This window comes from Stutzerimonas chloritidismutans (assembly GCF_038562055.1).
Classification (GTDB): domain Bacteria; phylum Pseudomonadota; class Gammaproteobacteria; order Pseudomonadales; family Pseudomonadaceae; genus Stutzerimonas; species Stutzerimonas chloritidismutans_A.
In genome coordinates this window covers 228,934-254,405 of the sequence record NZ_JBCFXD010000003.1, presented here as the reverse complement: position 1 = coordinate 254,405, position 25,472 = coordinate 228,934, and the positions used below count along the sequence as shown (strand labels likewise).

Sequence of the window (25,472 nt, the reverse complement as noted above, 5' to 3'; positions counted from 1 at the left end):
GAAGTAAATATGAGCTTCGACGCCGATGAAGAAATCCTCCAGGATTTCCTGGTAGAGGCCGGCGAGATTCTCGAACTATTGTCAGAGCAGCTGGTGGAGCTGGAAAGCAGCCCCGATGACACAGCCTTGCTCAATGCGATTTTTCGCGGTTTCCATACGGTAAAAGGCGGTGCCGGGTTTCTCCAGCTGCATGAGCTGGTGGAGTGCTGCCACATCGCCGAAAACGTCTTCGACATCCTGCGTAAGGGTGAGCGTCGCGTCGACTCGGAATTGATGGATGTCGTGCTGCAGGCTCTCGACTCCGTCAATGAAATGTTTAGCCAGGTGCGCGAGCGTACCGAGGTTACCCCGGCGACCCCTGAGCTTCTGGCAGCGCTGGCCCGTTTGGCTGAGCCGGCCGACGCGCAGGAGCCGGCGGTCGAAGCCCCTTTCGAGGCTGAGCCGGAGCCTGTGGTAACAGCCGACAGCGAGTTCGAGCAGTTTCTTGGCGCACTGGACGAATCAGCCGAGGCGCCGTCTTCAAACGCCCCGGATGAAATCACCGACGAGGAGTTCGAATCGCTGCTTGATCAACTCCACGGAAAGGGTCAGTTTGCTGCTGACCAACAATCGACTCCGGTCGCTCCTCCTGCTGCGGTGGCAGGACAGACTGCCAGCGACGAGATTACCGACGACGAATTTGAGGCGCTGCTCGACCAGCTGCATGGCAAAGGCCAGTTCGCCGAGCCTGTGGCCGCCGCACCCGCTGAGGCGGTGGCCAAACCTGTAGCTGCAGGCGGTGACGACATCAGTGATGACGAGTTCGAAGCGCTGCTGGACCAGCTGCATGGCAAAGGGAAGTTTGAGCCCGACGCGGCTGCTCCAGCTGCGGCTGCAGTTGTACCCGCTGCTAAGCCTGCACCGGTCGCCGCGCCTGCGGAAAAGAAGGCCGCGCCAGCGAAGCCTGCTGCAAGCGCCGTAGCGAGCAAAGCCGCTGTTCCAGCTAAAGCGGAGCCTGCATCCAAGCCTGCCGCCGCACCGGAGAAGCCTGCGAGCGAGGCGGAGACAACCGTTCGAGTCGATACTGCGCGACTCGATGAAATCATGAACATGGTTGGTGAACTGGTGCTGGTGCGTAATCGCCTTGTGCGGCTGGGCTCGAACAGTGCCGATGAGGCCATGGCCAAGGCCGTGTCCAACCTCGATGTGGTGACCGCTGATCTGCAAAGTGCCGTGATGAAAACGCGCATGCAGCCGATCAAAAAGGTCTTTGGCCGCTTCCCGCGTCTGGTTCGCGATCTGGCTCGCAGCCTTAAGAAAGAGATCAATCTGGAGCTGGTCGGCGAAGAAACCGACCTGGATAAGAACCTTGTCGAGGCGCTGGCCGATCCGTTGGTGCACTTGGTGCGCAACGCTGTGGACCACGGCATCGAAACGCCGGAAGAGCGCGAAGCTGCAGGCAAGCCGCGTACCGGCAAGGTTGTGCTTTCCGCTGAACAGGAAGGCGACCACATCCTGCTGCTGATCACCGATGACGGCAAAGGTATGGATGCGGACGTCCTGCGCGCCAAGGCGGTTGAGAAAGGCTTGCTCGATAAGGACGCTGCCGACCGACTGAGCGATCTGGAATCTTATAACCTGATTTTTGCGCCGGGCTTTTCGACCAAGACCGAGATTTCCGATGTGTCCGGCCGCGGCGTCGGCATGGATGTGGTCAAGACCAAGATTTCGCAGCTTAACGGAACGGTCAACGTCTTTTCCAACAAGGGGCAGGGCTCACGCGTCGTGATCAAGGTGCCGCTGACGCTGGCGATCATGCCGACCCTGATGGTCATGCTTGCCAACCAGGCGTTCGCCTTCCCGCTGGTCAGCGTCAATGAAATATTCCACCTCGATCTATCCCGTACCAACGTAGTTGACGGTCAGGAGGTCGTGATAGTCCGCGACAAGGCGCTGCCGTTGTTCTATCTCAAGCGCTGGCTGGTGCACGGAGCCGAGCTTGAAGAGCAGCGTGAAGGGCACGTAGTGATCCTCAACGTCGGCAATCAAAGTATCGGCTTCGTCGTCGATCAGCTGGTGGGGCAGGAGGAGGTGGTGATCAAGCCGTTGGGCAAAATGCTGCAGGGCACTCCGGGAATGTCCGGTGCGACTATCACCGGCGATGGTCGTATCGCCTTGATCCTGGATGTCCCGAGCATGCTCAAGCGTTACGCGCGCCGGATCTGATCAGTAGGCAGCGGTTTTTCCTCGGACCGCTGTCGCTAGGAGTTGTTTTATGGCAGTCAAGGTCCTGGTGGTGGACGATTCCGGCTTCTTCCGCCGCCGTGTATCGGAGATTCTTTCTTCAGACTCGAATATCCAGGTGATCGGAACCGCGACCAACGGGCGCGAGGCAATTGACCAGGCGCTGGCGTTGAAACCGGACGTCATCACCATGGATTACGAGATGCCGATGATGGACGGTATCACCGCGGTCCGGCAGATCATGCAACGCTGCCCAACGCCGGTGTTGATGTTCTCCTCGCTCACCCATGAAGGCGCTCGGGTCACGCTCGATGCGCTGGATGCGGGGGCCGTTGATTTTCTGCCCAAGAACTTCGAGGACATTTCGCGAAACCCGGATAAGGTCAAGCAGCTGCTGTGCGAAAAGGTTCATAGCATCTCGCGTAGCAATCGCCGTTTCAGCAGCACTGTCACCGCTTCTGCAGCCGCGCCCCACGCAGCGCGTCCGGCTGGCGGCAGCCCATCGGTTATCACCTCTCATGCGAGGCCTTCGGCGCCGACCCATACGGCTTCAGCTTCGGCGCCTCGTCGCAAGTCGTACCGGCTGGTAGCCATTGGCACATCGACCGGTGGACCGGTGGCGCTTCAGCGCGTACTGACGCAGCTGCCCGGTAATTTTCCGGCGCCTATCGTGCTGATCCAGCACATGCCGGCCGCCTTCACCAAGGCCTTCGCTGAGCGTCTGGACAAGCTTTGCAATATCCGTGTCAAGGAGGCTGAGGACGGTGACCTGCTGCGGCCGGGCCTGGCTTTGCTAGCGCCTGGAGGCAAGCAGATGATGGTCGATGGACGCGGCGCGGTGCGCATATTGCCGGGCGACGAGCGACTCAACTATCGCCCTTGTGTGGATGTAACGTTCGGTTCTGCCGCCAAGGCGTTCGGCGATAAGGTGCTGGCCGTAGTGCTGACCGGCATGGGTGCTGACGGCCGCGAAGGGGCGAGGATGCTCAAGCAGAGCGGTAGCCAGGTGTGGGCCCAGGACGAGGCCAGCTGTGTGATCTATGGCATGCCGATGGCGGTGGTCAAGGCCAACCTCAGCGACGCCGTTTACGGGCTCGATGACATTGGTCGTCACTTGAGCGAGGCGTGCATCTAATGGATGTACTCAGCCTGATTGGGCTGGTGCTCGCATTCGTCGCCATTGTTGGGGGTAATTTCCTCGAGGGTGGGCATGTTTCGGCGCTGCTCAACGGGCCGGCTGCGCTTATTGTTCTCGGCGGCACACTCGGAGCCGTGTTGCTGCAGACGCCCATGGCGGTTTTCATGCGCGCGATGTCGGTGATGGGTTGGATATTTTTCCCGCCGCGCATCGACATGGTTCGTGGAATCAATCTGGTCACGGGATGGAGCGCCACGGCGCGCAAGGAGGGGCTGCTTGGTCTTGAGCCGATCGCTGAAACCGAGCCTGACCCCTATGCCCGCAAGGGCCTGCAGCTGCTGGTCGATGGTGCTGAGCCGGAAGTGATTCGCAGCATTCTTGAGGTTGACCTCTACACCCAAGAAACCCGCGATCTCAGGGCGGCGAAAGTATTCGAGAGCATGGGCGGCTATTCCCCCACGGTAGGCATCATCGGCGCCGTGATGGGGCTGATCCATGTCATGGGCAACCTCGCCGATCCCAGTCAGCTGGGCAGCGGTATTGCGGTTGCATTCGTGGCCACCATTTACGGCGTGGCCTTTGCCAACCTGCTGGTGTTGCCAATGGGCAACAAGCTCAAGAGCGTGGTGCAGAAGCAGACCGCTTACCGCGAGATGTTGCTCGAAGGGGTTCTGTCGATCGCTGAAGGGGAGAACCCTCGCTCGATCGAAATGAAGCTTCAGGGTTTCATTGATTAATGGCACACGGGCAGCGCTGCGTACGCTTGGCGCTACGGACCTGGGAATGAACATGGCTAAGGCTTCAATTACGATGTTTCGCCCAAGTGTCGCCACGGCGAGCCTTTTCATTCGCTGTGCCTGGTGTGTGGTGATCTGACCATGGCTCGTCGCCGCACTCACGAAGAGCCCGAGAATCATGAGCGTTGGCTGGTCTCCTACGCGGACTTCATCACACTGCTGTTTGCCTTTTTCGTAGTGATGTATTCGATCTCCTCGCTCAACGAGGGCAAATACAAAATCTTGTCCGACTCGTTGGTAGGCGTTTTCAATCAGGTCGACCGAGCCGTAAAGCCGATTCCGATTGGTGAAGAGCGGCCGCGAACTACACTGCCGGACGTATCCCAGATCGATGAGTCGCAATCATCGCAGCAGCCAATCGATCCGCTGCAGAGCATCATGCAAAGCATGCAGGCGGCCTTCGCCGATCTTATCGGTTCCAATCAGCTGACCATTCGCGGTAATGAGCTTTGGGTGGAAATCGAGCTGAACTCGAGCCTGCTGTTCCCCAGTGGCGATGCGCTGCCCAACGACCATGCGTTCGATCTTCTGGAAAAGGTCGCCGGGATTCTGGCACCGTTCGATAACCCGATTCACGTCGAGGGCTTCACTGATAACCTTCCTATCAACACGGCGAAGTATCCGACCAACTGGGAGCTGTCCGCCGCACGGGCTGGCAGTGTGGTGCGGATGCTGGCTGCGGACGGCGTCAACCCGGCGCGCATGGCGGCGGTGGGTTACGGCGAATTTCAGCCTATCGCCGACAACTCCACCGCTGAGGGCAGGGCGCGTAATCGTCGTGTGATCCTGGTCATCTCCCGAAATCTCGATGTGCGTCGCAGCGTCAGTGGGGTTGGAAGCGCAAATGCCCGACCGGTAGTGGGCAGTGCCCAAACTGGCACACAACGTGCTGCTCCCTCTGATCGTTAGGTGCCGCTCGCGGCGTCGTCAATTCTCCGTCGTTGGCCAAAGCCGAGACGGCCGGTCCCGGTCTGGTTCGATCCGGATGGAAAAAGAGTTATGAGAGTCTGGGCTGTAGCCAACCAAAAAGGCGGAGTGGGCAAGACCACTACCTCCATTGCACTTGCCGGTTTGCTGGCCGATTCCGGTAAGCGGGTCGTAGCGCTGGATCTCGATCCCCACGGCTCGATGACGAGCTATTTCGGCCATGATCCGGATAATCTCGATCACAGTGTCTTTGACCTGTTCCAGCATCAGGGAACCGTTCCCGAGGGGCTGCCCTGGCAGTTGCTGCTGCCAACCAGCCATGAGCGTCTCTCCTTGCTGCCGTCCAGTACGGTGCTGGCGACGCTGGAGCGCCAGTCACCGGGCCAGAACGGTCTCGGCCTGGTCATCGCCAAGAGTCTTTCGCAGCTCTGGCAGGATTTCGATTACGCCATCATCGACAGCCCGCCGCTGCTTGGTGTGCTGATGGTCAACGCGTTAGCCGCCAGCCAGCAGCTGATCATTCCAGTGCAGACCGAATTCCTGGCAATGAAGGGGCTGGAGCGCATGGTCAGCACGCTGAGTATGATCAACCGGTCGCGCCGACAGGCCTTGCCTTACACCATCGTGCCGACCATGTTTGATCGTCGCACCCAGGCGTCGATGAATACCCTCAAAGTCTTGCGTAACGGCTATCAGGATCACCTCTGGCAAGCGTTCATTCCGATTGACACACGGTTGCGTGATGCCAGTCGCGCCGGCCTTACGCCATCGCAGCATGACCCCAGTAGCCGAGGCGTGCTTGCCTATCGCGCGCTGCTCAAAACACTGCTGGCGGCGCAAGCGTCGCCAGAGGTCGCCTGAATGACGACGTACGGCCGCGTCGGCAGTTCAAGTTCGCCCTGGGTGCGGCCGATAGCCTATTCAGTGGGTTCGCACGAGTTGGTTCCATGAGTCGTACCGTTCTTAAAGAAAGCCGATCGCAACAGACGCTGCAGTCATATCTCGACGCCCTGTTGCAGGACGCTGTCATCGGATTGACCGAATCGGTCAGTCCAGACGAGTTTCAGGCTGCCGTGCTCGAGGAGCAACAACGCGATACACAGCGGGTGGTTGCCCTGCGACCGGTTGCTCTGCCTGACCCCGAAACTATGGTCGCTCCGGTAGTCGAGGCTCAGGCGTTACTCGAATTGCCGCCCGAATTGCCCGTGGAAGCACCGCCTGCACCGGTCGAGCCGATTGCGATTTTCGAGCCGCAGGGGCAGGCTCCGGTTGGCCCTCCCGCGATCCCTAGCAGTCAGCCGGAGTGGGGTGAGGAGCCGTTCGAGTGCTTGTTGTTCGATGTGGCCGGGCTGACGCTGGCGGTGCCGCTGGTGAGTCTCGGCTCGATCTACCCGCTTGCCGGACAAGAGCTCACGCCTCTTTTCGGCCAGCCCGCCTGGTTTCTCGGTATCTTGCCGAGCCAGGCTGGCAATCTGAAAGTTCTGGACACAGCACGTTGGGTCATGGCTGAACGGTATCGCGACGATTTCCGCGACGGACTTCAGTACGTGATTTCGGTACAGGGATATGAGTGGGGGCTGGCAGTGCATCAGGTCAGTCGCTCGATTCGTCTGGACCCGAAAGAAGTGAAGTGGCGAACTCAGCGCACTCAGCGGCCCTGGCTAGCCGGTACGGTGATCGACCACATGTGTGCTCTGGTGGACGTGGCCGCGCTCGCCGAGCTGATCGCCAGCGGTGCGACCCGGCATCTCAAGGGCGTCCCGTCGTAAACGAATAGAACAGACACAGGGGCACACAAGCGCCCCGAGTAACCGATAGAATCAACCGCCAGTGCGGTACATGAAGAGGTGGGCTATGAAGATGACTTCCGCACAGGGTTCCGATGATCCGGTCCTGCAATGGGTAACCTTCCGACTGGACAACGAGACCTATGGCATCAACGTGATGCAGGTCCAGGAAGTGCTGCGTTACACCGAAATCGCCCCGGTGCCGGGTGCTCCCAGTTATGTGCTGGGCATCATCAACCTGCGTGGCAACGTGGTTACGGTGATCGATACGCGCCAGCGCTTTGGTCTCGACACGGCGCCGGTATCAGACAACACCCGTATCGTCATCATTGAGGCTGACCGCCAGGTCGTCGGCATCCTCGTCGACAGCGTGGCTGAGGTGGTCTATCTGCGCCAATCGGAAATCGAGACTGCGCCGAACGTCGGCAACGATGAATCTGCGAAATTCATCCAGGGCGTGTGCAACAAGAACAATGAGCTGTTGATTCTTGTCGAACTGGACAAGATGATGAGCGAAGAAGAATGGGCGGAACTTGAGAGCATCTGAAACATGATTGCGTCGCTGGTAGCGGCGGTCGTTGCGCTTGCCTTGTGCTGCCTCGCATTGCTCGGCTGCTGCATCTGGCTGTTTCGCCGCCAGCGCCAGCAGGCCGAAACGCAAGCGCGCGAAGACGCTATCCGTGACAAACGCATCAAGGCGCTCAGCGCTCGGCTTGATAACTATTTGGAAAGCAATGTGCGGATGGGCAAGGATCTGCAAGATCTGTCGCGCACCGTTGCGCCATTGCCGGAAAAGCTGGGCCAGCTTGAACAGCGCGATCCAAACAATTTCTCCTTTTCCCAGGCGGCCAAACTGGTCGGTATGGGCGCCAGCGTCGATGATCTGACGCAGTCCTGCGGCTTGTCCCAATCTGAAGCGGAGTTGATGCGCAAGTTGCATCAGGCACGCCGCGATCCCAACTAACGTGCAGAATTTCGTCGCCGTGCTCGGCTGACGAACTCGGTCTGCTGACCGTGACATTGAACGATATGACTGTTGCTTCCTCAAATCTGGACAAGGTTTCGCCATGCCTGATGAAGACCTGTGCCCGAGGGCAGGGAGGATGTGATGCTGCGCATTCTGATGCTGTGCCTGCTGGCGAGCCCCGCCTGGCTCTGCGCAGCGGAAGCGCCGGCGCATGTGAACGGCGCAATGACCGTCAACGTGTATCAGGCACGGCAACTTCATGCGCTCGGCGCGGTGTTCATCGATGTGCGCCCCAGGCGTGAGTGGGCCTGGGGGCATGTTGAGGGCGCGGTGCACATGAGTCTGGCACATGAATTCTTCGGGCTGTCGCGGACCGAGTGGCCAAGAAACGTGCCTCTGGTGATCTATTGCAATAGTGACGTTTGCCCGGCGAGTGCCGAGGCCGTGCGCCTCGCGGTCGTATGGGGCTACCAGCAGGTGTTTTACTTCCGCGAAGGCTACTTCGCCTGGATGCTGGCTGATCTTCCGCAGGAGAAGGGCCATATAGATGGCGTCACGACGCTCAGCGCTCAGGCCCATTGAGCAGCGGAATTGACGATGGGTCCTTATGAGCACTAAAGCCTGGCGGGCATTTGCCTTTTAGGTACCAGGCAAATGCGATGATCTCTGCGATGGTTCGGTAAAGCGCTTCCGGAATCGCATCGCCCAGCTCCAGTCGCGCCAGCAACTTTACCAATTCGGCGTTTTCGTAAATCGGCACGTCGTGTTCGCGTGCGATTGCCAGAATCGCTTCAGCCAGTTCATCGTCGCCTTTGGCTGAGAGGGTAGGCGCGGCAGCGCCATCATAGGTGAGAGCAATGGCTTGGCGAGGTGTCTGAGCTGTCATGCGGTTTCATCCACAAAGCGTTGATCCAGTGACGTGCGAGGTCCTTGTGGCGGCGTGCCCTGCCGACAGGCCAGCTCACCAACATTCAATCCAGCTGTGACCAGTCGCTGACGCAAGTGCTCGAGCTCTGCCGAGATCAGCTCGGCGGTACCGCTGCGTTCGGCCCAGATCTGACTCGAAAGACGACCCTGCAGCAGTTGTGCCTGGACTTGCAACGGGCCGAGCGGCGCGACGTCGAACGCCAGCTCGACCTTCCACAGCGTTTCCGGTTTTTCCTTGCGGTTTTGTTGGGGCTCATCCTCGCGTTGGAGTTTCACTTGCAGCGGGACGATATCGCGCTGGTCGCGCATCGGTACCTCGAGCTGCCAAGTCGTGACCTGGGTACCGTCCGGACTGGTCTGGGTCTGGGCAAGGCTGGACAGTTGATGTGTCTGTAGGCGCGACACTGCCGCTGCTGCCAGTTTGAGCAACAGCTCAAGATCAGGCTCTTCGTCCGTGTTCGGTACTAAACGGCTCGGCAACGGGAAATTTTGCGCCAGCTGGCGTGGATTTGCCTGGCCGAGCGCTCCGAGCGCATTGCGGGCGAAGGCCGGCAGAGCCTGGCCGAGGCTGGCACCTGCCTGCGCCGCTGCTAGCGCTCCCCCACCCGGCAAGCCCGGCAGTTGCGCGATCAGGCGAAGCAGGGTGGCCTTCATGTCAGCAGGCAGGTCATTTGCGTCGCCGCGCAGGAGGTTTCCTTCCAGAAAGACCCCGCTGCGCGCCAGCGCCTGTGCCAAGGCCTTGGCATCGCCAAGCTGTTGCATGTCCGGCACCAGGTTGAGCAGGCGTTCGGCCGCACCGCGCAATTGCTCGGGGAGTGCCGAGCTGGGTGTGATCGCGCTGAGCAGCCCTTCGATCGAGCCTTGGCGACTATGCTGTGCGGTCAGTTGTTGACCCAGCATCAACTGGTCGAGGCGGCTGCTCAGGGGCAGGAAGGCCAACGATTGGTCGCCCTGGACGCGCGCAGTAATCAGACTGCCTGGCGCAAGCGGCATGGCGGATTCGACGTTGAGTTTCTGCCCAGCGAGCGGCGAATTGAGCAAAGTGATTACGACCTTGAACAGAAGCTTGCCGTCCTGCTGAGTCTGCTGGCTGGCTGTAACCTTGCCTTGTACCACGCTGCCCGTTGGAAACTGCGCAAGATCGATGCTGCTCTGCGGCTGGCGATTGTTGGGCTGCAGCGCAGCCATCAGACGTGAGTCGGAGACGGCGGTGATGAATAGAGCGGCTCCTGGCGGGGCAGCTTTAGGACTGGTGGTTTCGACCGTTGCCTGTCGGCCACTGGTCAGGGTCAGGCGCAGCGTCAACTGAAAGCTCTGCAGTGCCTCCTTGATGCTGATGATTTCCGCTTCGGCACTCTCGCCTGCGGCCAGCAATCCCTGCATTGGCTGCAGCAATTTCAACGCCAGGTCAGCCGGCGCCGCTGTCGGGCGAGAAGGGCTGGCGGCGGGAATTGCCTGAGTGCTTTTGATCTCGGTCATCTTACTTAAATGCTCTTACAACCTTTCTACGTTGTGGTCTTTGGCGTCCGGGTTCGGCATGTATAATTCCGCCGCCCGCCCGATCTTGTAGCGGCCGGGCTCCTTTCATCTTGAGGTAGCCCTAGCGTGTCCAGCCCCTTTCTAGAAACTGTGGCGCTTACCTGTGAGCGAGACTGGCGCCTGCTTTTCGAGAGGTTAGACCTGCAGATCGTAAAAGGGGAAATGTTGCAGATCGCCGGCCCCAACGGCAGTGGCAAGACAAGCCTGCTGAGGTTGCTTTCAGGCTTGATGCAACCAACCTCCGGAGAGGTACTGCTGAAGGGCGAAACGCTGGAAAGCCAGCGCGGCGAACTGGCCCGCAATCTGTTGTGGATCGGTCATGCTGCCGGCATCAAAGGATTGCTGAGCGCCGAGGAAAATCTCACCTGGCTGTGTGCCTTGCATCAGCCGGCGTCGCGTGATGCGATCTGGCAGGCGCTTGAGGCCGTAGGGCTGCGAGGATTCGAGGATGTGCCCTGCCAGACACTCTCAGCCGGTCAGCAGCGCCGGGTTGGGCTGGCCCGGTTGTATCTGTCGCCGCCGCCCCTGTGGATTCTCGATGAGCCTTTCACGGCGCTCGATAAGGGCGGCGTGGCACAGCTAGAGCGGCACCTGGCGACTCACTGCGAGCAAGGCGGCATGGTCGTGCTGACCACCCATCATTCGCTTGTTGAAATGCCGGCGGGTTTTCGCGCGATCGATCTGGGACAGCGAGCCGCATGAGCAACGTCTTTACGCTGTTGCTGGCTCGCGAAAGCCGGCTGTTGTTCCGCCGGCCGGCAGAGCTGGCCAATCCATTGGTGTTCTTTGCCATTGTGATCGCACTGTTTCCCTTGGCGGTCGGCCCCGAGACGCAGCTGCTGCAGACCATTTCGCCCGGCCTGATCTGGGTCGCTGCGTTATTGGCTGTGTTGCTTTCTCTGGACGGATTGTTCCGCAGCGATTTTGAGGATGGCTCGCTGGAGCAGTGGGTCGTTTCGCCGCACCCGTTGGCGCTTCTGGTTCTCGCCAAGGTGCTGGCACACTGGTTGTTCTCCGGCCTGGCGCTGGTGCTGCTGGCACCGCTGCTGGGACTCATGCTGGGTATGCCGGTCAGCGCATTGCCGGTACTGCTGATGTCGCTGTTACTGGGTACGCCAGTTCTGAGCCTGTTGGGCGCGGTCGGTGCCGCCTTGACAGTCGGGCTCAAGCGAGGCGGGCTGTTGTTGGCACTGCTTATTCTCCCGCTGTACATCCCCGTGCTCATTCTGGGCAGTGGGGCACTGCAGGCAGCGCTGCAGGGGCTGCCTGCGCTCGGTTATCTATTATGGCTTTCCAGCCTGACTGCCTTGGCAGTTACTCTGACACCCTTTGCAATAGCGGCCGGCCTGAGAATCAGTGTCGGCGAATGACGGATTGGCAGAATGTTTCTATCCAATAGCGGAACGCAGTTGGCCGATGCGAGACGAGCGGTTATCGCCACGATGAATTTGATGATCGCAAACAAGCGGCGGTTGACCGGTTATGGCGCAGTATCGGCATACGAAGCAGGCGTGAGGCAGGCTCTATGAACTGGACATGGTTTCACAAGCTGGGTTCGCCTAAGTGGTTTTATGGTATCAGCGGTCGCTGGCTGCCTTGGTTGGCCTGGGCCGCATTGCTGCTGGTTGGCGTCGGGTTGGTCTGGGGTTTGGCATTTGCTCCTCAAGATTACCAACAGGGCAACAGTTTCCGAATCATCTATATCCATGTTCCGGCTGCGTTTCTGGCGCAGTCTATCTATGTGATGTTGGCGGTGGCGGGGCTGGTCGGGTTGGTTTGGAAAATGAAGCTGGCCGATGTCGCCCTCCAGCAGGCTGCGCCCATTGGTGCCTGGATGACCTTCATCGCGCTGGTCACCGGTGCAGTGTGGGGCAAGCCCACCTGGGGCGCCTGGTGGGTGTGGGATGCGCGTCTGACTTCGATGCTGATTCTGCTGTTCCTGTACTTCGGCATCATTGCCTTGGGTCAGGCCATCAGTAATCGTGACAGCGCGGCCAAGGCTTGCGCTGTGCTTTCAATCGTCGGGGTGGTGAACATTCCGATCATCAAATATTCCGTCGAGTGGTGGAACACCCTTCACCAGCCGGCGACCTTCACCGTGACGGAAAGGCCGGCCATGCCCGTGGAAATGTGGGCGCCCCTATTGGTCATGGTGCTGGGCTTCTACTGCTTCTTTGCGGTGGTGCTGCTCATGCGCATGCGTCTCGAGGTGCTACGCCGCGAGTCGAGAAGCAGTTGGGTCAAAGCGGAAGTGAAAGAACAGGTGGGTAAAGCATCATGAACTTCTCGTCATTTTCAGAATTCATCGCCATGGGTAACCATGGTCTGTACGTCTGGACGTCCTACGGCATCAGCCTGGCGGTTCTGGTTCTCAACGTGGCGCTGCCAATGATGGCGCGTCGGCGTTATCTGCAAGACGAGGCGCGTCGTTTGCGCCGGGAGGAAATGAAGTGAATCCTGTGCGCAAGAAGCGTCTGTTCATCATTCTGGCCATTCTGGCTGGCGTCGGTGTTGCGGTTACGCTGGCGTTATCCGCCCTGCAAGAGAACATCAACCTCTTCTACACACCGACGCAGATCGCGGCAGGCGAAGCGCCGGAAGGCACGCGGATTCGTGCTGGCGGCATGGTGGAAGAGGGTTCGGTACAGCGGAGTAATGATTCCCTGACGGTGAGCTTTCGGGTCACTGACTATGCCGAAGCGGTCACTATCCAGTACCAGGGCATTCTTCCCGACCTGTTTCGTGAAGGGCAGGGTATCGTTGCCCTGGGGCGTGTAAATGCCGATGGCGTCCTGGTTGCTGATGAAGTCCTAGCCAAACATGACGAAAACTACATGCCGCCAGAGGTCACCGCAGCGCTGGAGAAAAGTGGCAAAAGCAAGCCTTACAGCGTTAGCGCGCCGGAGGACGCGAAATGATTCCTGAGCTTGGTCACCTGGCAATGATTCTGGCGCTGTGTCTGGCCGTGGTACAGGGCACGCTCCCGCTGATCGGGGCTTGGCGCGGCGACAGCCAATGGATGGGCCTGGCTCAACCTGCCGCCTGGGGTCAGTTTTCCTTCTTGGCGTTTTCCTTCGCCTGCCTCACCTATGCCTTCATGGTGGATGATTTCTCCGTGGTCTATGTCGCGCAGAACTCCAACAGCGCCTTGCCCTGGTACTACAAGTTCAGCGCCGTATGGGGTGCACACGAAGGCTCGCTGTTGCTGTGGGCATTCATCCTGGCAGGCTGGACCTTTGCTGTGTCGATCTTCTCGCGACAGTTGCCCGAGGATATGCTGGCGCGGGTTCTGGGCGTGATGGGGCTGATCAGCATAGGCTTTCTGCTGTTCCTGATTGTTACGTCCAATCCCTTCGAGCGGCTGTTGCCACAAGCGCCGATGGATGGGCGAGATCTGAATCCATTGCTTCAGGACTTCGGTCTGGTAGTGCATCCACCCATGCTTTATATGGGTTATGTCGGCTTTTCAGTTGCCTTTGCGTTCGCCATTGCCGCCTTGCTGGGCGGCCGTCTCGACGCGGCCTGGGCGCGCTGGTCGCGTCCCTGGACGCTGATCGCTTGGGCCTTTCTGGGAACGGGTATCGCCCTCGGTTCCTGGTGGGCATATTACGAGCTGGGTTGGGGCGGCTGGTGGTTTTGGGATCCAGTGGAAAACGCCTCATTCATGCCATGGTTGGTGGGCACCGCTTTGATCCACTCGCTGGCGGTGACGGAAAAGCGTGGCGTGTTCAAGAGCTGGACCGTCTTGCTGGCAATCGCTGCCTTCTCGCTCAGCTTGCTAGGCACGTTTCTGGTCCGCTCTGGGGTGCTTACGTCGGTACATGCCTTCGCCACTGACCCGGCGCGCGGTGTCTTCATTCTGGCTTTTCTTCTGGTAGTGATCGGCGGCTCGCTCACGCTGTTCGCACTGCGTGCGCCGGTTGTAAAGAGCCAGATCGGTTTTGGCCTGTGGTCGCGTGAAACGCTGCTGCTGGTAAATAACCTGCTCTTGGTCGTTGCCACCTCGATGATCCTGCTGGGTACCTTGTATCCGCTGCTGCTAGACGCACTATCCGATACCAAGCTTTCGGTCGGCCCGCCTTATTTCAACGCGATGTTCCTGCCACTGATCGGCGCCCTGATGCTCGCCCTTGGTGTCGGCGTGCTGGTGCGCTGGAAGAACACACCGGTCAAATGGTTGATCGGCATGCTGACACCCGTGCTGATCACCAGTGCCGTTCTTGGCGGTCTGGGCTCGATGCTCTTCGGTGACTTCCACTGGGCTGTGCTGGCTGTATGCCTGCTTGCCGGCTGGGTGGTGAGCGCTGGCGTGCGCGATATCTTCGACAAGACCCGCCACAAGGGATTGCTCAAGGGATTGCGGAGCCTTGCGCCGAGTTATTGGGGCATGCAGCTAGCGCATTTCGGTCTGGTGGTTTGCGCGTTGGGTGTGGTGTTGACGAGTCAGCAGAGCGACGAGCGCGATCTGCGTCTGGCTCCAGGCGAGTCGCTGCAGCTGGGTGGTTACAGCTTCGTGTTCGACGGTGCTAAGCACTTCGAAGGTCCCAACTTCACCTCTGACAAAGGCACCATTCGCGTCTTCGAAGGTGACAAGCAGGTGGCGACACTGTACCCGGAGAAACGCCTCTACACCGTGCAACAGATGCCGATGACCGAAGCGGGCATTGACGCGGGCTTCACTCGGGATCTCTACGTGGCGTTGGGTGAGCCGCTGGAAAACGGTGCTTGGGCGGTCCGGGTGCATATCAAGCCGTTCGTGCGCTGGATCTGGTTAGGTGCGCTGATGATGTCGCTGGGGGGCGTGCTGTCGGTGAGCGACAAACGTTACCGGGTGAAGGTCAGGACCCGTGTACGCGAGGCGCTCGGTTTGGCGCAGCAAGGAGCCTGAGATGAAAAGATTGTTGATGTTGCTACCGCTGGCGATCTTCCTGCTCGTCGCCGTGTTTCTTTATCGCGGTCTGTTTCTGGACCCGACCGAGTTGCCATCGGCGTTGATCGGCAAGCCGCTGCCTTCGTTCTCGCTGCCCTCGGTCGAGGATCCCCAGAGGGTCGTTACCGCCGAGGACATTAAGGGCAAGCCAGCGTTGGTTAACGTTTGGGCAACCTGGTGCGTCGCCTGCAAGGTCGAACATCCAGTGTTGAACAAGCTTGCAGAGCAGGGCGTGGTTATCCATGGCGTCAATTACAAGGATGACAATGCCGCAGCGCAGAAATGGCTTAAAGACTTTCACGATCCCTACCAGCTGAACATTCGCGACGAGCAGGGCAGCTTGGGGCTGGATCTGGGTGTATATGGTGCGCCCGAAACCTTCTTCGTCGACAAGCAGGGCATCATCCGTCACAAGTATGTCGGCGTCATAGACGAGCGTGTTTGGCGTGAACAGCTTGCCGCGCTTTATCAACAACTGGTGGACGAATGAAGCAGCTGATTCAGGGGCTTCTGCTGACGCTGTGTCTGCTGGGCAGCGCGTCGGCGGCGATTGATGCCTACGAGTTCAAAAACGAGGCCGAGCGCGAGCGGTACCGGACGTTGGTGGAAGAGTTGCGCTGTCCGAAGTGCCAGAACCAGAACATTGCCGATTCCAATGCGCCGATCGCCATGGACCTGCGCCGTGAAATCTACCGCATGCTGGAAGAAGGACAGAGCAACGAGCAGATTATTGACTATCTGGTCGCCCGTTACGGCGACTTCGTTCGCTACAAACCGCCCGTCAATGCCAAAACGCTTGTTCTCTGGTATGGACCGATTGTCCTGCTGGTGATTGGATTCGCCGTCTTGACGTTCATCCTGATACGTCGTCGCCGTGCGTCCGATAAGCCAGCGTCGAACACCCTTTCCGAGGCCGAGCGCGAGCGCCTGGCCACGTTGTTGGATAGAAAAGAACCATGATCGATTTCTGGATAGGTGCAGGCCTGTTGCTGCTGGCCGCCCTGGCGTTCCTTCTGCTGCCGTTGTTGCGTGGGCGTGGTGTACAGGCCGAGGAAGACCGGACGGCGTTGAATGTCGCGCTTTACCAGGAGCGGCTTGGAGAGCTTGCGGCGCAACAGGCGGCCGGAACCCTTGATTCAGAACAGCTCGAGGCCGGGCGCGCCGATGCGGCGCGCGAGTTGCTTGATGACACCGAGGGCACCACCACTCGCCGTAATAACCATTTGGGTCGGGCTGTGCCGCTGATCGCGGCTATCCTTGTGCCGTTGGTTGGATATGGTCTCTACCTGCACTGGGGCGCGAGCGACAAACTGCAGTTGGCGCGGGAGTTCACCGAGCAACCCGCGACGATGGAAGAGATGGTTGGACGGCTGGAGCGCGCCGTGAAGGCTCAGCCCGAGTCCGCCGAGGCTTGGTATTTCCTCGCCAAGACCTATATGAACCGAGAGCGCCCTGCGGATGCTGCTACCGCTTTCGAGCAGGTCGTCAAGCTGGCGGGGCGTCAGCCGGAACTCCTGGGTCAGTGGGCGCAGGCGCTCTATTTCGCTGGTGACCGTCAATGGTCCAAGCTGCTTCAGCAGCTGACCGACGAGGCATTACGCGGTGATCCACATGAGGTCACTAGCCTCGGGCTGTTGGGGATCGCGGCCTACGAAGAAGAACGATTCGCGGAGGCGATAGGGTTTTGGGAGCGGTTGGTGGCAACGCTGCCTGCTGAAGATCCATCGCGTGATGCCATTCAGGGCGGTATCGCACGTGCGCGCGAGCAGCTCGGCGAGTCGGCTCCGGCGAGCGTGACCAAACCGGCCGGCGACAGGGTTGCCGAGACCGGGGCGGGACTAACTGTTGAAGTGCAACTGGCTGGCGAAGTGGCCGACAAGGTTCGACCGACCGATGCCGTATTCATCTTCGCCCGTGCATTGTCCGGCCCGCCGATGCCCTTGGCCGTGAAACGTATAACGGTTGCCGATTTACCCACGACGGTTAACTTGAGTGACGCAGATGCAATGACTCCACAGCTTCGATTGTCCAACTTTGAACAAGTCAGATTGTTTGCCCGCGTATCCCGAGACGGGAACGCTACTCGCGGTGAGTGGCAAGGCAGTAGCGAGCCGTTGGCGCCGGGTGATGCGGAGGCGGTCAAGCTGACTATCGACCAACCTGTAGCACCCTGATCGCAGGGGTTCGGGAGACGAGTGATCATGCTGGAGGAGCGGGTTTTAACAAGGTTTCAGCGCCTGGCCAGAGTCAGCGCAGTAGTAACGCTGGCGTTGCTGCTTGGGGCCTGTGCGGGCAATCCTTACCAGGCGTCCGGGCCGACACGCGACCCGGCGCCGCCCGCATCGGCGCCGCCTCGCGAACCGGTTGCTACGCCTCCCCCAGTGCGCACCCCACCGGCGCCGCGCCCGCCGGCCACCCAGAAAAGCCATCCACGTTATGCGCCGCCGCCTCATGCTGCTGCGCATTGGGACAACCGTCTGGGCGTCTACGTTCTGGAGGGGCAGGACTTGTTCTATCGCGAGCGTCTCTACTACCGCTGGGATGGCGACTGGTATTGCGCCGGTCGGCCTGGTGGTCCCTGGGAGCCGGTGGCGCCACCTAGCGTTCCAACGGGGCTGCGCAGCCTGCACTGACCGTACATTTTTCCGCTGTGGCAATTAAAGGCGACGTGGATGTAGCCGATAAAGTATCAGGCGCCGCGGACAGCGGTTCAGGCGGTATCGGTTCGGCCTTGTTGCCAGTTCATTCGGAGCGGATTCATGAGTGCAGCAGTCAAACGTCTTGAGGAAACCGGCAACGCCTTGCGTGACGCCATGGCTCAGCAGGACTGGACAGCGATCAGCGTGCTTGACCTGCAATGCCGTCAAGTTGTTGAGGCTGCTATGGTCGAGCCTCGTGAGGACGACTCAGCGATTCGGCAGCGTTTGCAGGAGCTGGTAAGTCTCTACCGTGAACTGGTCACTTGCTGTCAGAGCGAGAAGCAGCGTGTGGCAGGGGAGCTGATTCAGCTCAACCACTCCCAGCAAGGCGCTAATGTTTATAAGTTATTTGGTTGAGGGTTCCGCAATACAAGGCGACCACTGGTCGCGCTTGTACTTGGCGTGTGCGGCAGTGTGCAGCTGACGTCGTTCAGTCGGTGCTGTGAGGAGTCCTTACCTCATCAGCATCGTTTTTCGCCGTACGGTGGGCCTTTCCGCCCGAAATATGGAGCTTTTGCCCCCTATCTTTCAGGCCGGTACAGTCGAGCCAAGTCCTACCAGATATCTTCCGACTCGTTGCTAGCGAGTTGCTCTAAGTCAATAACAAAATGCATTCCTTGCTATTTTGTCGTTGAATCACGTCATAAATTTGACTCAGGCCGTTTTTTTTAATTAACTACCGCCTATCTGCCAATGACGTTGCCGTTCTGCCGAGGACGGGCGCGGGCTTTCTTTCAGCCTCTAGAGCTATAAACAAGATGTGGCGTGAAACCAAAATTTTGTTGATAGACGACGATCAGGATCGTCGCCGGGATCTGACGGTCATTCTGAACTTTCTCAGCGAAGATCATTTGTCATGCGCCAGCAGCGAATGGCAGGCTGCGGTCGATTCACTGGAGTCAAGCCGCAGCATACTCGGCGTAATGCTTGGTGACGTTGCAGCCAAGGGCGGCGCCGTAGAGTTGCTCAAGCAGATCAGCAAGTGGGATGAAAACCTGCCGTTGCTATTGATTGGCGAGCCGACGCCGGCCGAATGGCCAGATGAACTGCGTCAGCGTGTGCTGACCAGCCTGGAAATGCCTCCAAGCTACAACAAGCTGCTCGACTCCCTTCACCGCGCCCAGATCTATCGGGACATGAACGATAAGGCGAAGGCACGTGGCCGACAGCGCGAGCCCAACCTGTTTCGCAGTCTGGTAGGCACCAGTCGTGCAGTCCAGCACGTGCGTCAGATGATGCAGCAGGTTGCTGACACCGAAGCGAGCGTGTTGATTCTTGGTGAGTCGGGAACCGGCAAAGAGGTTGTTGCACGCAACCTGCACTACCACTCCAAGCGCCGTAATGGACCTTTCGTTCCGGTCAATTGCGGGGCGATTCCGGCAGAGTTGCTGGAAAGCGAGCTGTTCGGTCATGAAAAGGGTGCGTTTACCGGCGCGATTACTTCACGTGCGGGGCGTTTTGAGCTGGCCGAAGGCGGAACGCTGTTCCTCGACGAGATCGGCGACATGCCGCTGCCTATGCAGGTTAAGTTGCTGCGCGTCCTGCAGGAGCGCACTTTCGAGCGAGTGGGTAGCAATAGGACGCAGAACGCCGACGTACGCATCATCGCAGCCACGCATAAAGACCTGGAAAAGATGATCGTGGATGGCAGCTTCCGCGAGGATCTCTATTACCGGTTAAACGTGTTCCCGATCGAAATGGCGCCGCTGCGCGAGCGTATCGAAGATATTCCGCTGCTGATGAATGAGCTTATCTCGCGCATGGAGCACGAGAAGCGTGGCTCAATCCGCTTCAACTCGGCCGCGATCATGTCCCTGTGTAGGCACGATTGGCCGGGTAACGTAAGGGAGCTGGCCAATCTCGTCGAGCGCATGGCCATCATGCACCCGTACGGCGTGATCGGTGTGATGGAGTTGCCGAAGAAATTCCGCCATGTCGATGACGACGATGAGCAGTACGCGACCAGCATGCACGACGAAATGGAAGAACGTGCTGCGATAAACGCTCCAATCATTGCGGCGGATGCGCACGCCATGCTCCCCGTGGAAGGCCTTGATCTGAAAGATTATCTAGGCAATCTCGAGCAAGGGCTTATTCAGCAGGCACTCGAAGATGCGGGCGGCGTTGTGGCGCGCGCTGCGGAGCGCTTGCGGGTACGGCGTACAACGCTTGTGGAGAAAATGCGTAAATATGGAATGAACCGTCGAGAAGACGAGCTCGACGAGTGATTCGTTTGCCGCGCCGCCCTTGCTTGCGGCGTGGCCCTCAGGGGCTGCCATCACGGGCATGATCCTTGCTGATGCACAGGTTACCGACCATCTTTTGACGGATACGTGTGCCCGTGACTTCAGCGATATGCTCTCCCGACCCAGTGAAATGTCCGATAACGGCCGGCGCAAGCGATGAGCTCGAACAGTCGCTCGCGCTGTTCCGTGACATATCCGGCCAGTTGGGTGAGTCCGAGTGTATGTTGCAGGCGCGAGTAGCCGAGCTGAAGGATCAGCTGGCAGAGAGCGCTGCGCAGCGCCTGCAAGAGTTCGATGAAAAAGAGCGCTTGGCGAACCGCTTGCAGAGCCTGCTTGACCTGTTGCCTGGCGGTGTGATCGTTATCGATGGCCAGGGCAGGGTCCGCGAAGCCAATCCAGTAGCACTTGAGCTGCTAGGTGCACCGCTCGAAGGAGTGCTCTGGCGCGAGGTGATTGCGCGAAGTTTCTCGCCGCGCCGCGATGATGGCCACGAGATTTCATTGAAGGATGGGCGTCGCGTTTCAATCGCTACACGTTCCTTGAACAGTGAGCCTGGGCAGCTAGTACTGTTGACCGATCTGACGGAAACGCGACGGCTACAGGAGCAACTGGCGCGTCATGAACGTTTGTCTGCGATTGGCCGGATGGTAGCCTCGTTGGCTCATCAAATCCGTACGCCGTTATCGTCAGCCCTGCTGTATGCAAGCCATCTGGAGCAGGGCGGGCTGTCGGCCGAGCACCAGCAGCGGTTTGCCGGTCGTCTTAAGGACCGGCTGAACGAGCTGGAGCATCAGGTCCGTGACATGCTGGTTTTCGCCCGCGGTGATCTGCCGCTTGAAGACCGGCTGATGCCCGCCGAGTTGCTTGCAGCACTTCGTGCAGCGGCCGAGGCCAAGTTGGAAGGCATAGCCGTTCGCTGGCAATGCGATGTCCACACGGGCGCTCTGTTGTGCAATCGCGACACCCTGATTGGTGCATTGCTAAACCTTATTGAAAATGCGCTCCAGGCAGCGGCCGGCGATACCAGGCTGAAGATTCACCTCTTTTCACGCGGTGCCGTACTGCGCATCAGCATCAGCGACAACGGCGTCGGGATTGATGCCGGGAGCTTGTCCCGGGTCGGCGAGCCATTTTTCACTACACGGGCGACCGGGACGGGCCTCGGGCTGGCTGTCGTCAACGCGGTCGCGCGGGCCCATTCAGGTGCGCTTGAGCTTCGCTCCCGCCCAGGCAGAGGAACCTGCGCCACCTTGCAGTTGCCGCTGCTCCCGGCTTCTTCTCTGGGTCTTACGGAGTAGCACCATGGGCGTAAAGGTTTTACTCGTCGAAGACGACCGTGCTTTGCGCGAAGCGCTAGGCGATACCCTCGAGCTGGGTGGCTATTCCTGTTGCGCTGTTGATTGCGCTGAGGCCGCTTTGCGCGCGCTGAGTCAGGAAAGCTTCGGCCTGCTTGTAAGCGATGTGAACATGCCTGGTATGGATGGTCACGCCTTGCAGGCGCTTGTGCGCGAACGGTATCCGCAGACACCTTTCTTGCTCATGACAGCTTATGGGGCGGTCGAGCGCGCCGTCGAGGCCATGCGTCAAGGGGCAGTGGACTACCTGGTCAAGCCGTTCGAGCCGAAAGTGCTGCTCGACCTGGTCGGCCGCCATGCGTGCGGCCAGCTTGGGGTTGGCGACATGCAGGGTCCTGTGGCGGTCGAGCCAGCGAGTCGGCAATTGCTGGCATTGGCGGCCCGGGTGGCCCAGAGCGATTCTACCGTGCTCGTCTCCGGGGAGTCGGGGACCGGCAAGGAGGTGCTGGCGCGTTTTATTCATCAACAATCATCGCGAGCGGACAAGCCGTTCGTGGCGATCAACTGCGCTGCGATTCCAGACAACATGCTGGAGGCGACGCTTTTTGGTCATGAGAAAGGCGCCTTCACTGGCGCTATCGCCATGCAGCCTGGCAAGTTCGAGCTGGCCGATCATGGCACGCTGTTGCTCGACGAGATCTCCGAGATGCCGCTGGCATTGCAAGCCAAGTTGCTGCGAGTGTTGCAGGAGCGTGAGGTCGAGCGCGTTGGTGGGCGCAAGCCGATACCGCTCGACATACGTATCCTCGCCACAACCAATCGTGATCTGGCTGAAGAGGTTCGCAGTGGGCGTTTCCGGGAAGACCTCTTCTACCGCCTCTCGGTCTTCCCGCTCGCCTGGCCTGCATTGCGTGACAGGCCTGCGGATATCGTGCCGCTCGCCGAGCGGTTGCTGGCCAGTCACTCGGCGAAAATGCGCCAGCCGGTCGCAAGGCTGACATCCGAGGCGCGCCTGTGTCTGCTCGGGCATGCCTGGCCCGGTAATGTGCGCGAGCTGGACAACGCTATTCAGCGCGCGTTGATCCTGCAGCAGGGCGGGATGATCCGGCCAGACGATCTTTGTCTGACTGCTGCTGCCGGTTTCGCTTCATTGGCGCAAGCCCAGGCGAGTGAAACCATGCTCACTCCGTCCGGACCCTTGGCCGTCTCTGCGCCGGCCGAAATTACCGGTGCCTTGGGCGAAGACCTGCGACGTCGCGAATTCGAGCTCATCCTCGATACCCTGCGTGCCGAGCGCGGGCGCCGTAAGGAGACGGCTGACCGTCTAGGCATCAGTGCACGTACCCTGCGTTACAAGCTCGCTCAGATGCGCGACGCCGGTATGGACCCGGAGGCAGCGCTGCGCTCCGGCTGAAGCGGTGTTTCGGGCGAATACGGCTCTGATAAGCTCCTAGACCAACATCGTTCAAGAGGGTCTCAACATGGATGAAGCGTTCTGGCAGCGTCGCTGGGCACGTAACGAAATCGGCTTTCATCTGAATGAGGTCAACCCTTATCTACGCCGCCATTGGCCCAGCTTGGACTTGGCCCCAGGCGGGCGCGTCCTGGTGCCGTTGTGTGGCAAAAGCCTGGACATGACCTGGCTCGCCGATCAGGGCTTCGCCGTCCTGGGAGTGGAGCTGAGTGAGCGCGCAGCCGAGGATTTCTTTGCCGAGCACGGGCTAGTTCCAGATGTCAGCGTTCAGGGTGAGTTCAAGGTTTACCGAGCGGGTAACGTTGAAATCCGCTGTGGCGATTTTTTTGCCATGACGCCGGATGATGTGGCTGACTGCCGAGCACTTTACGACCGGGCTGCCCTTATCGCATTGCCTTCCGATATGCGTCAGCGTTACGCCAACCATCTCGCCAGCATCCTCGCGCCTGGCTGCCAGGGGTTGCTGATTGCATTGGACTACCCGCAGGAGCAGATGTCGGGTCCGCCGTTCGCGGTAGGCGATGCTGAGGTTCGAGATCTTTTGGGCGCGCGTTGGAAAATCGAATTGCTAGAGCTTGCAGACGTATTGAACGAAAGCAATTGGAAATTTCTCCAGCGCGGGCTCACACGCCTGGATGAGCGCTGCTATCGGCTCGATGACCTAGCCTAGCACCCCTCGAAGCCGTGTCCCAGCCAGGAACCCAGTGGTCGTTCAGCAGCGCGCCCGTTGCGTGTCTAACGCGACGAGCATGACGGCGGCCCGACTGGGTAGCGTGGTCATTGACTGCGCTGAAGTTGACGAATAAACACGTCGGCTTCGTCTATGGCCCTTTGCATCTCGGCCAGGAGTTGATCCACATTCCCTTCGAGCGTGCGGTATTCGCCCTTGAGAGCGCCAATGGCACGGGCATTGAGGTTGTGCTTGAGAAACAACACCTGATCGCGCAACACATCAAGCACCGGGTCGATGCGTTTTTCCGCTGCATTCATCCGTTGCAGCAGGACACGATAGTCTTTCTGGGTGCGCTCCAGGTTTCGCTGACTGGTCGCCTTCAGGCTTGCGTTGCTGTACTCGTCGAGTTCCTGTTTCCATTCCTTGAAGAGCGCCTCGGCGACATCTTCGACAGCATCGATCCGGTCCCGGACTTCACGAGCGCTGTTCTCGCTGGCCTCGAATTCACTGTTCAGAGCTTCGTAGCGCTCCTCGAGTTCGCCGCCGTCGACCTGTACCACACTGCGGTACCGCTCCAGGGCGTCCTTGAATTGCTCCTTGGCGTCCTGCTGGGAGTCGCGCGCATCCTCGACGCGGTCAACAAGAATGTCTCGCTTATGCAATCCAACTTTTTCCATGGCCGAGAAGTAGGCGCTCTGGCAGCCGGCAAGGGTGAGCAAGGCGAAGGCGAGTAAAAGAAAGCGTCGCATATTAGGCATATCCCTATTCAAAGAAGGCGCTTGCTTCGACAGGCATACAGCCACTACGTGCAAAATCTGGACGAAAAAAAGGGCGGCTATTGCCGCCCTTGTTCTGGCTCGCTCGCTTAGCCTCGCTGGCGCAGGGCTTCGATGCGGTCTTCCAGCGACGGGTGGGTCATCAGCAGGCCGGCGAAGCCGTTGCGAAGGGCGCCGTTGATGCTGAATGCCTTGAGGCTGTCTGGCATGTCGACTGGGACGCCCTGTTCCGCGCGCAGACGCTGCAGGGCACCGATCATGGCGCTGGTGCCGGCCAGCTGTGCGCCCGCCTCGTCGGCACGGAACTCACGTTTGCGCGAGAACCACATGACGACAATGCTGGCAAGAATGCCAAGGACCAGCTCGGCGAAGATCGTCGCAACGAAATAGCCGATTCCATGACCATCTTCGTTTTTCAGAATTACCCGGTCAACGAAGCTGCCGAAGATGCGTGCGAAGAACATGACGAAGGTGTTCACCACACCTTGGATCAGGGCGAGCGTGACCATGTCGCCGTTCGATACATGGCCGATCTCGTGAGCCAGTACAGCCCTGACTTCGTCCGGGGAAAAACGCTCGAGCAGGCCCTGGCTGACCGCGACCAGCGCATCGTTCTTGTTCCAGCCGGTGGCGAAGGCGTTGGCTTCGTAAGCGGGGAAGATACCCACTTCGGGCATCTTGATTCCGGCTTCACGGGCAAGCTGCTCGACTGTTTGCAGCAACCACTGCTCATGGCGCGTGCGCGGTTGGCTGATGATCTCGGTACGAGTACTCATTTTCGCCATCCATTTGGAGATGAACAGCGAAATTAGCGCGCCAGCGAAACCAAAGACGGCGCAGAAAGCCAGCAGGCTGCCATAGTTCTGACCGGTGTAGCGGTCGACCCCGAGTAGCTTGAGGGTGACGCTGGCAACTACCAGTACAGCCAGGTTGGTGGCCAGGAACAAGAAAATGCGCATCATGTTGCGGCAGACTCCAAGGGGAACAGTAAAGAACGATAGGCTATATAAGGGGCGGGCCGATGCGATTCAACCGAGCGACTATTTCAAGCTATGTCGCCCTCGGGGCGGTCGC

General features: G+C 59.5%; 28 protein-coding genes. 24 read left to right on the top strand and 4 right to left on the bottom strand.

Annotation, left to right across the window (positions count from 1 at the left end; translation table 11 throughout):
* The first annotated feature begins 9 nt into the window (after positions 1-9).
* The 9 genes from AAGW23_RS07860 to AAGW23_RS07820 all read left to right on the top strand — a co-directional run bounded on the left by AAGW23_RS07860 (position 10) and on the right by AAGW23_RS07820 (position 8,421).
* Entirely contained in the window at positions 10-2,205 is a 2,196-nt protein-coding gene (locus AAGW23_RS07860; protein WP_342405904.1) for a chemotaxis protein CheA, read from the top strand.
* Between the two features lie 49 nt (positions 2,206-2,254).
* Positions 2,255-3,358, top strand: coding sequence for a chemotaxis response regulator protein-glutamate methylesterase (locus tag AAGW23_RS07855; protein WP_342405903.1), 1,104 nt, complete (start codon positions 2,255-2,257; stop codon positions 3,356-3,358).
* Positions 3,358-4,098 (top strand): flagellar motor protein, encoded by a 741-nt coding sequence (locus AAGW23_RS07850; protein WP_342405902.1) that lies wholly within the window; start codon positions 3,358-3,360, stop codon positions 4,096-4,098. The genes AAGW23_RS07855 and AAGW23_RS07850 overlap by 1 nt, the downstream gene beginning before the upstream one ends.
* 141 nt (positions 4,099-4,239) lie before the next feature.
* The gene (gene motD / locus AAGW23_RS07845; protein WP_342405901.1) at positions 4,240-5,067 is read left to right on the top strand and encodes a flagellar motor protein MotD; all 828 of its coding nucleotides are present in this window, start codon (positions 4,240-4,242) and stop codon (positions 5,065-5,067) included.
* Positions 5,068-5,157: 90 nt separating this feature from the next.
* Entirely contained in the window at positions 5,158-5,946 is a 789-nt protein-coding gene (locus tag AAGW23_RS07840; RefSeq protein WP_342405900.1) for a ParA family protein, read from the top strand.
* An 86-nt stretch (positions 5,947-6,032) separates the two neighbouring features.
* Positions 6,033-6,854 carry a CheW domain-containing protein gene (locus tag AAGW23_RS07835; protein ID WP_342405899.1) on the top strand — a complete coding sequence of 274 codons (822 nt, stop codon included), beginning with the start codon at positions 6,033-6,035 and terminating at the stop codon, positions 6,852-6,854.
* A gap of 85 nt (positions 6,855-6,939) precedes the next feature.
* A complete protein-coding gene (locus AAGW23_RS07830; RefSeq protein WP_019340623.1) occupies positions 6,940-7,419 on the top strand; it encodes a chemotaxis protein CheW in 480 nt (159 codons plus the stop codon).
* 3 nt (positions 7,420-7,422) lie between these two features.
* Positions 7,423-7,836, top strand: coding sequence for a DUF2802 domain-containing protein (locus AAGW23_RS07825; RefSeq protein WP_342405898.1), 414 nt, complete (start codon positions 7,423-7,425; stop codon positions 7,834-7,836).
* A 144-nt stretch (positions 7,837-7,980) separates the two neighbouring features.
* Positions 7,981-8,421 carry a rhodanese-like domain-containing protein gene (locus AAGW23_RS07820; protein ID WP_342405897.1) on the top strand — a complete coding sequence of 147 codons (441 nt, stop codon included), beginning with the start codon at positions 7,981-7,983 and terminating at the stop codon, positions 8,419-8,421.
* Here AAGW23_RS07820 and AAGW23_RS07815 read toward each other — a convergent pair.
* Complete coding sequence (locus tag AAGW23_RS07815; protein WP_342405895.1) at positions 8,402-8,725, bottom strand: EscU/YscU/HrcU family type III secretion system export apparatus switch protein; 324 nt, start codon at positions 8,723-8,725, stop codon at positions 8,402-8,404. The genes AAGW23_RS07820 and AAGW23_RS07815 overlap by 20 nt on opposite strands.
* Entirely contained in the window at positions 8,722-10,245 is a 1,524-nt protein-coding gene (locus tag AAGW23_RS07810) for a flagellar hook-length control protein FliK (protein WP_342405894.1), read from the bottom strand. The genes AAGW23_RS07815 and AAGW23_RS07810 overlap by 4 nt, the downstream gene beginning before the upstream one ends.
* A gap of 126 nt (positions 10,246-10,371) precedes the next feature.
* Here AAGW23_RS07810 and ccmA point away from each other — a divergent pair, with 126 nt between their 5' ends.
* The 15 genes from ccmA to AAGW23_RS07735 all read left to right on the top strand — a co-directional run bounded on the left by ccmA (position 10,372) and on the right by AAGW23_RS07735 (position 23,619).
* Positions 10,372-11,007 (top strand): cytochrome c biogenesis heme-transporting ATPase CcmA, encoded by a 636-nt coding sequence (ccmA, locus tag AAGW23_RS07805; RefSeq protein ID WP_342405893.1) that lies wholly within the window; start codon positions 10,372-10,374, stop codon positions 11,005-11,007.
* Positions 11,004-11,675 carry a heme exporter protein CcmB gene (ccmB, locus tag AAGW23_RS07800; RefSeq protein WP_102836081.1) on the top strand — a complete coding sequence of 224 codons (672 nt, stop codon included), beginning with the start codon at positions 11,004-11,006 and terminating at the stop codon, positions 11,673-11,675. The genes ccmA and ccmB overlap by 4 nt, the downstream gene beginning before the upstream one ends.
* 155 nt (positions 11,676-11,830) lie before the next feature.
* Positions 11,831-12,586 (top strand): heme ABC transporter permease, encoded by a 756-nt coding sequence (locus AAGW23_RS07795; RefSeq protein ID WP_342405891.1) that lies wholly within the window; start codon positions 11,831-11,833, stop codon positions 12,584-12,586.
* Entirely contained in the window at positions 12,583-12,759 is a 177-nt protein-coding gene (gene ccmD, locus AAGW23_RS07790; RefSeq protein ID WP_102836083.1) for a heme exporter protein CcmD, read from the top strand. Before AAGW23_RS07795 ends, ccmD begins: the two co-directional genes overlap by 4 nt.
* The gene (gene ccmE / locus AAGW23_RS07785) at positions 12,756-13,223 is read left to right on the top strand and encodes a cytochrome c maturation protein CcmE (RefSeq protein ID WP_342405890.1); all 468 of its coding nucleotides are present in this window, start codon (positions 12,756-12,758) and stop codon (positions 13,221-13,223) included. Before ccmD ends, ccmE begins: the two co-directional genes overlap by 4 nt.
* Positions 13,220-15,193, top strand: a complete 1,974-nt coding sequence (locus AAGW23_RS07780) for a heme lyase CcmF/NrfE family subunit (protein WP_342405889.1) — start codon at positions 13,220-13,222, stop codon at positions 15,191-15,193. Before ccmE ends, AAGW23_RS07780 begins: the two co-directional genes overlap by 4 nt.
* A 1-nt stretch (position 15,194) precedes the next feature.
* A complete protein-coding gene (locus AAGW23_RS07775; RefSeq protein WP_046162282.1) occupies positions 15,195-15,725 on the top strand; it encodes a DsbE family thiol:disulfide interchange protein in 531 nt (176 codons plus the stop codon).
* On the top strand, positions 15,722-16,195 hold the full coding sequence (locus AAGW23_RS07770) for a cytochrome c-type biogenesis protein (RefSeq protein WP_342405888.1): 474 nt from the start codon (positions 15,722-15,724) through the stop codon (positions 16,193-16,195). Before AAGW23_RS07775 ends, AAGW23_RS07770 begins: the two co-directional genes overlap by 4 nt.
* Positions 16,192-17,409, top strand: a complete 1,218-nt coding sequence (gene ccmI, locus AAGW23_RS07765) for a c-type cytochrome biogenesis protein CcmI (RefSeq protein WP_342405887.1) — start codon at positions 16,192-16,194, stop codon at positions 17,407-17,409. The genes AAGW23_RS07770 and ccmI overlap by 4 nt, the downstream gene beginning before the upstream one ends.
* A 27-nt stretch (positions 17,410-17,436) precedes the next feature.
* Complete coding sequence (locus tag AAGW23_RS07760) at positions 17,437-17,868, top strand: hypothetical protein (RefSeq protein WP_342405959.1); 432 nt, start codon at positions 17,437-17,439, stop codon at positions 17,866-17,868.
* A 126-nt stretch (positions 17,869-17,994) separates the two neighbouring features.
* Entirely contained in the window at positions 17,995-18,291 is a 297-nt protein-coding gene (fliT, locus tag AAGW23_RS07755) for a flagellar protein FliT (RefSeq protein WP_342405886.1), read from the top strand.
* A gap of 401 nt (positions 18,292-18,692) precedes the next feature.
* Entirely contained in the window at positions 18,693-20,162 is a 1,470-nt protein-coding gene (locus tag AAGW23_RS07750) for a sigma-54 dependent transcriptional regulator (RefSeq protein WP_342405885.1), read from the top strand.
* 125 nt (positions 20,163-20,287) lie between these two features.
* Complete coding sequence (locus AAGW23_RS07745) at positions 20,288-21,478, top strand: sensor histidine kinase (RefSeq protein WP_425540816.1); 1,191 nt, start codon at positions 20,288-20,290, stop codon at positions 21,476-21,478.
* Positions 21,479-21,482: 4 nt separating this feature from the next.
* Positions 21,483-22,889: a sigma-54 dependent transcriptional regulator gene (locus AAGW23_RS07740; RefSeq protein ID WP_342405884.1), complete on the top strand. Its 1,407-nt coding sequence runs from the start codon at positions 21,483-21,485 to the stop codon at positions 22,887-22,889.
* A gap of 67 nt (positions 22,890-22,956) precedes the next feature.
* Positions 22,957-23,619 (top strand): thiopurine S-methyltransferase, encoded by a 663-nt coding sequence (locus AAGW23_RS07735; protein ID WP_342405883.1) that lies wholly within the window; start codon positions 22,957-22,959, stop codon positions 23,617-23,619.
* Between the two features lie 107 nt (positions 23,620-23,726).
* Here AAGW23_RS07735 and AAGW23_RS07730 read toward each other — a convergent pair whose 3' ends face one another.
* Together AAGW23_RS07730 and htpX are read right to left on the bottom strand one after the other, a co-directional pair.
* Positions 23,727-24,371, bottom strand: coding sequence for a DUF2959 domain-containing protein (locus AAGW23_RS07730; protein ID WP_342405882.1), 645 nt, complete (start codon positions 24,369-24,371; stop codon positions 23,727-23,729).
* 116 nt (positions 24,372-24,487) lie between these two features.
* Positions 24,488-25,360, bottom strand: coding sequence for a protease HtpX (htpX, locus tag AAGW23_RS07725; protein WP_102836095.1), 873 nt, complete (start codon positions 25,358-25,360; stop codon positions 24,488-24,490).
* Positions 25,361-25,472: the final 112 nt, after the last annotated feature.

Bases quoted from the DNA above. Each gene is read 5' to 3' on its own strand.
- ccmD (WP_102836083.1), top strand. From the start codon at position 12,583: ATGAACTTCTCGTCATTTTCAGAATTCATCGCCATGGGTAACCATGGT.
- AAGW23_RS07815 (WP_342405895.1), bottom strand. From the start codon at position 8,725: ATGACAGCTCAGACACCTCGCCAAGCCATTGCTCTCACCTATGATGGC.
- AAGW23_RS07730 (WP_342405882.1), bottom strand. From the start codon at position 24,371: ATGCGACGCTTTCTTTTACTCGCCTTCGCCTTGCTCACCCTTGCCGGC.
- htpX (WP_102836095.1), bottom strand. From the start codon at position 25,360: ATGATGCGCATTTTCTTGTTCCTGGCCACCAACCTGGCTGTACTGGTA.
- AAGW23_RS07770 (WP_342405888.1), top strand. From the start codon at position 15,722: ATGAAGCAGCTGATTCAGGGGCTTCTGCTGACGCTGTGTCTGCTGGGC.
- motD (WP_342405901.1), top strand. From the start codon at position 4,240: ATGGCTCGTCGCCGCACTCACGAAGAGCCCGAGAATCATGAGCGTTGG.
- AAGW23_RS07825 (WP_342405898.1), top strand. From the start codon at position 7,423: ATGATTGCGTCGCTGGTAGCGGCGGTCGTTGCGCTTGCCTTGTGCTGC.
- AAGW23_RS07750 (WP_342405885.1), top strand. From the start codon at position 18,693: ATGTGGCGTGAAACCAAAATTTTGTTGATAGACGACGATCAGGATCGT.
- AAGW23_RS07860 (WP_342405904.1), top strand. From the start codon at position 10: ATGAGCTTCGACGCCGATGAAGAAATCCTCCAGGATTTCCTGGTAGAG.
- AAGW23_RS07760 (WP_342405959.1), top strand. From the start codon at position 17,437: ATGCTGGAGGAGCGGGTTTTAACAAGGTTTCAGCGCCTGGCCAGAGTC.
- AAGW23_RS07780 (WP_342405889.1), top strand. From the start codon at position 13,220: ATGATTCCTGAGCTTGGTCACCTGGCAATGATTCTGGCGCTGTGTCTG.
- AAGW23_RS07795 (WP_342405891.1), top strand. From the start codon at position 11,831: ATGAACTGGACATGGTTTCACAAGCTGGGTTCGCCTAAGTGGTTTTAT.
- AAGW23_RS07740 (WP_342405884.1), top strand. From the start codon at position 21,483: ATGGGCGTAAAGGTTTTACTCGTCGAAGACGACCGTGCTTTGCGCGAA.
- AAGW23_RS07735 (WP_342405883.1), top strand. From the start codon at position 22,957: ATGGATGAAGCGTTCTGGCAGCGTCGCTGGGCACGTAACGAAATCGGC.
- AAGW23_RS07855 (WP_342405903.1), top strand. From the start codon at position 2,255: ATGGCAGTCAAGGTCCTGGTGGTGGACGATTCCGGCTTCTTCCGCCGC.
- AAGW23_RS07775 (WP_046162282.1), top strand. From the start codon at position 15,195: ATGAAAAGATTGTTGATGTTGCTACCGCTGGCGATCTTCCTGCTCGTC.
- fliT (WP_342405886.1), top strand. From the start codon at position 17,995: ATGAGTGCAGCAGTCAAACGTCTTGAGGAAACCGGCAACGCCTTGCGT.
- AAGW23_RS07840 (WP_342405900.1), top strand. From the start codon at position 5,158: ATGAGAGTCTGGGCTGTAGCCAACCAAAAAGGCGGAGTGGGCAAGACC.
- AAGW23_RS07820 (WP_342405897.1), top strand. From the start codon at position 7,981: ATGCTGCGCATTCTGATGCTGTGCCTGCTGGCGAGCCCCGCCTGGCTC.
- ccmB (WP_102836081.1), top strand. From the start codon at position 11,004: ATGAGCAACGTCTTTACGCTGTTGCTGGCTCGCGAAAGCCGGCTGTTG.
- AAGW23_RS07830 (WP_019340623.1), top strand. From the start codon at position 6,940: ATGAAGATGACTTCCGCACAGGGTTCCGATGATCCGGTCCTGCAATGG.
- ccmI (WP_342405887.1), top strand. From the start codon at position 16,192: ATGATCGATTTCTGGATAGGTGCAGGCCTGTTGCTGCTGGCCGCCCTG.
- AAGW23_RS07810 (WP_342405894.1), bottom strand. From the start codon at position 10,245: ATGACCGAGATCAAAAGCACTCAGGCAATTCCCGCCGCCAGCCCTTCT.
- AAGW23_RS07835 (WP_342405899.1), top strand. From the start codon at position 6,033: ATGAGTCGTACCGTTCTTAAAGAAAGCCGATCGCAACAGACGCTGCAG.
- AAGW23_RS07850 (WP_342405902.1), top strand. From the start codon at position 3,358: ATGGATGTACTCAGCCTGATTGGGCTGGTGCTCGCATTCGTCGCCATT.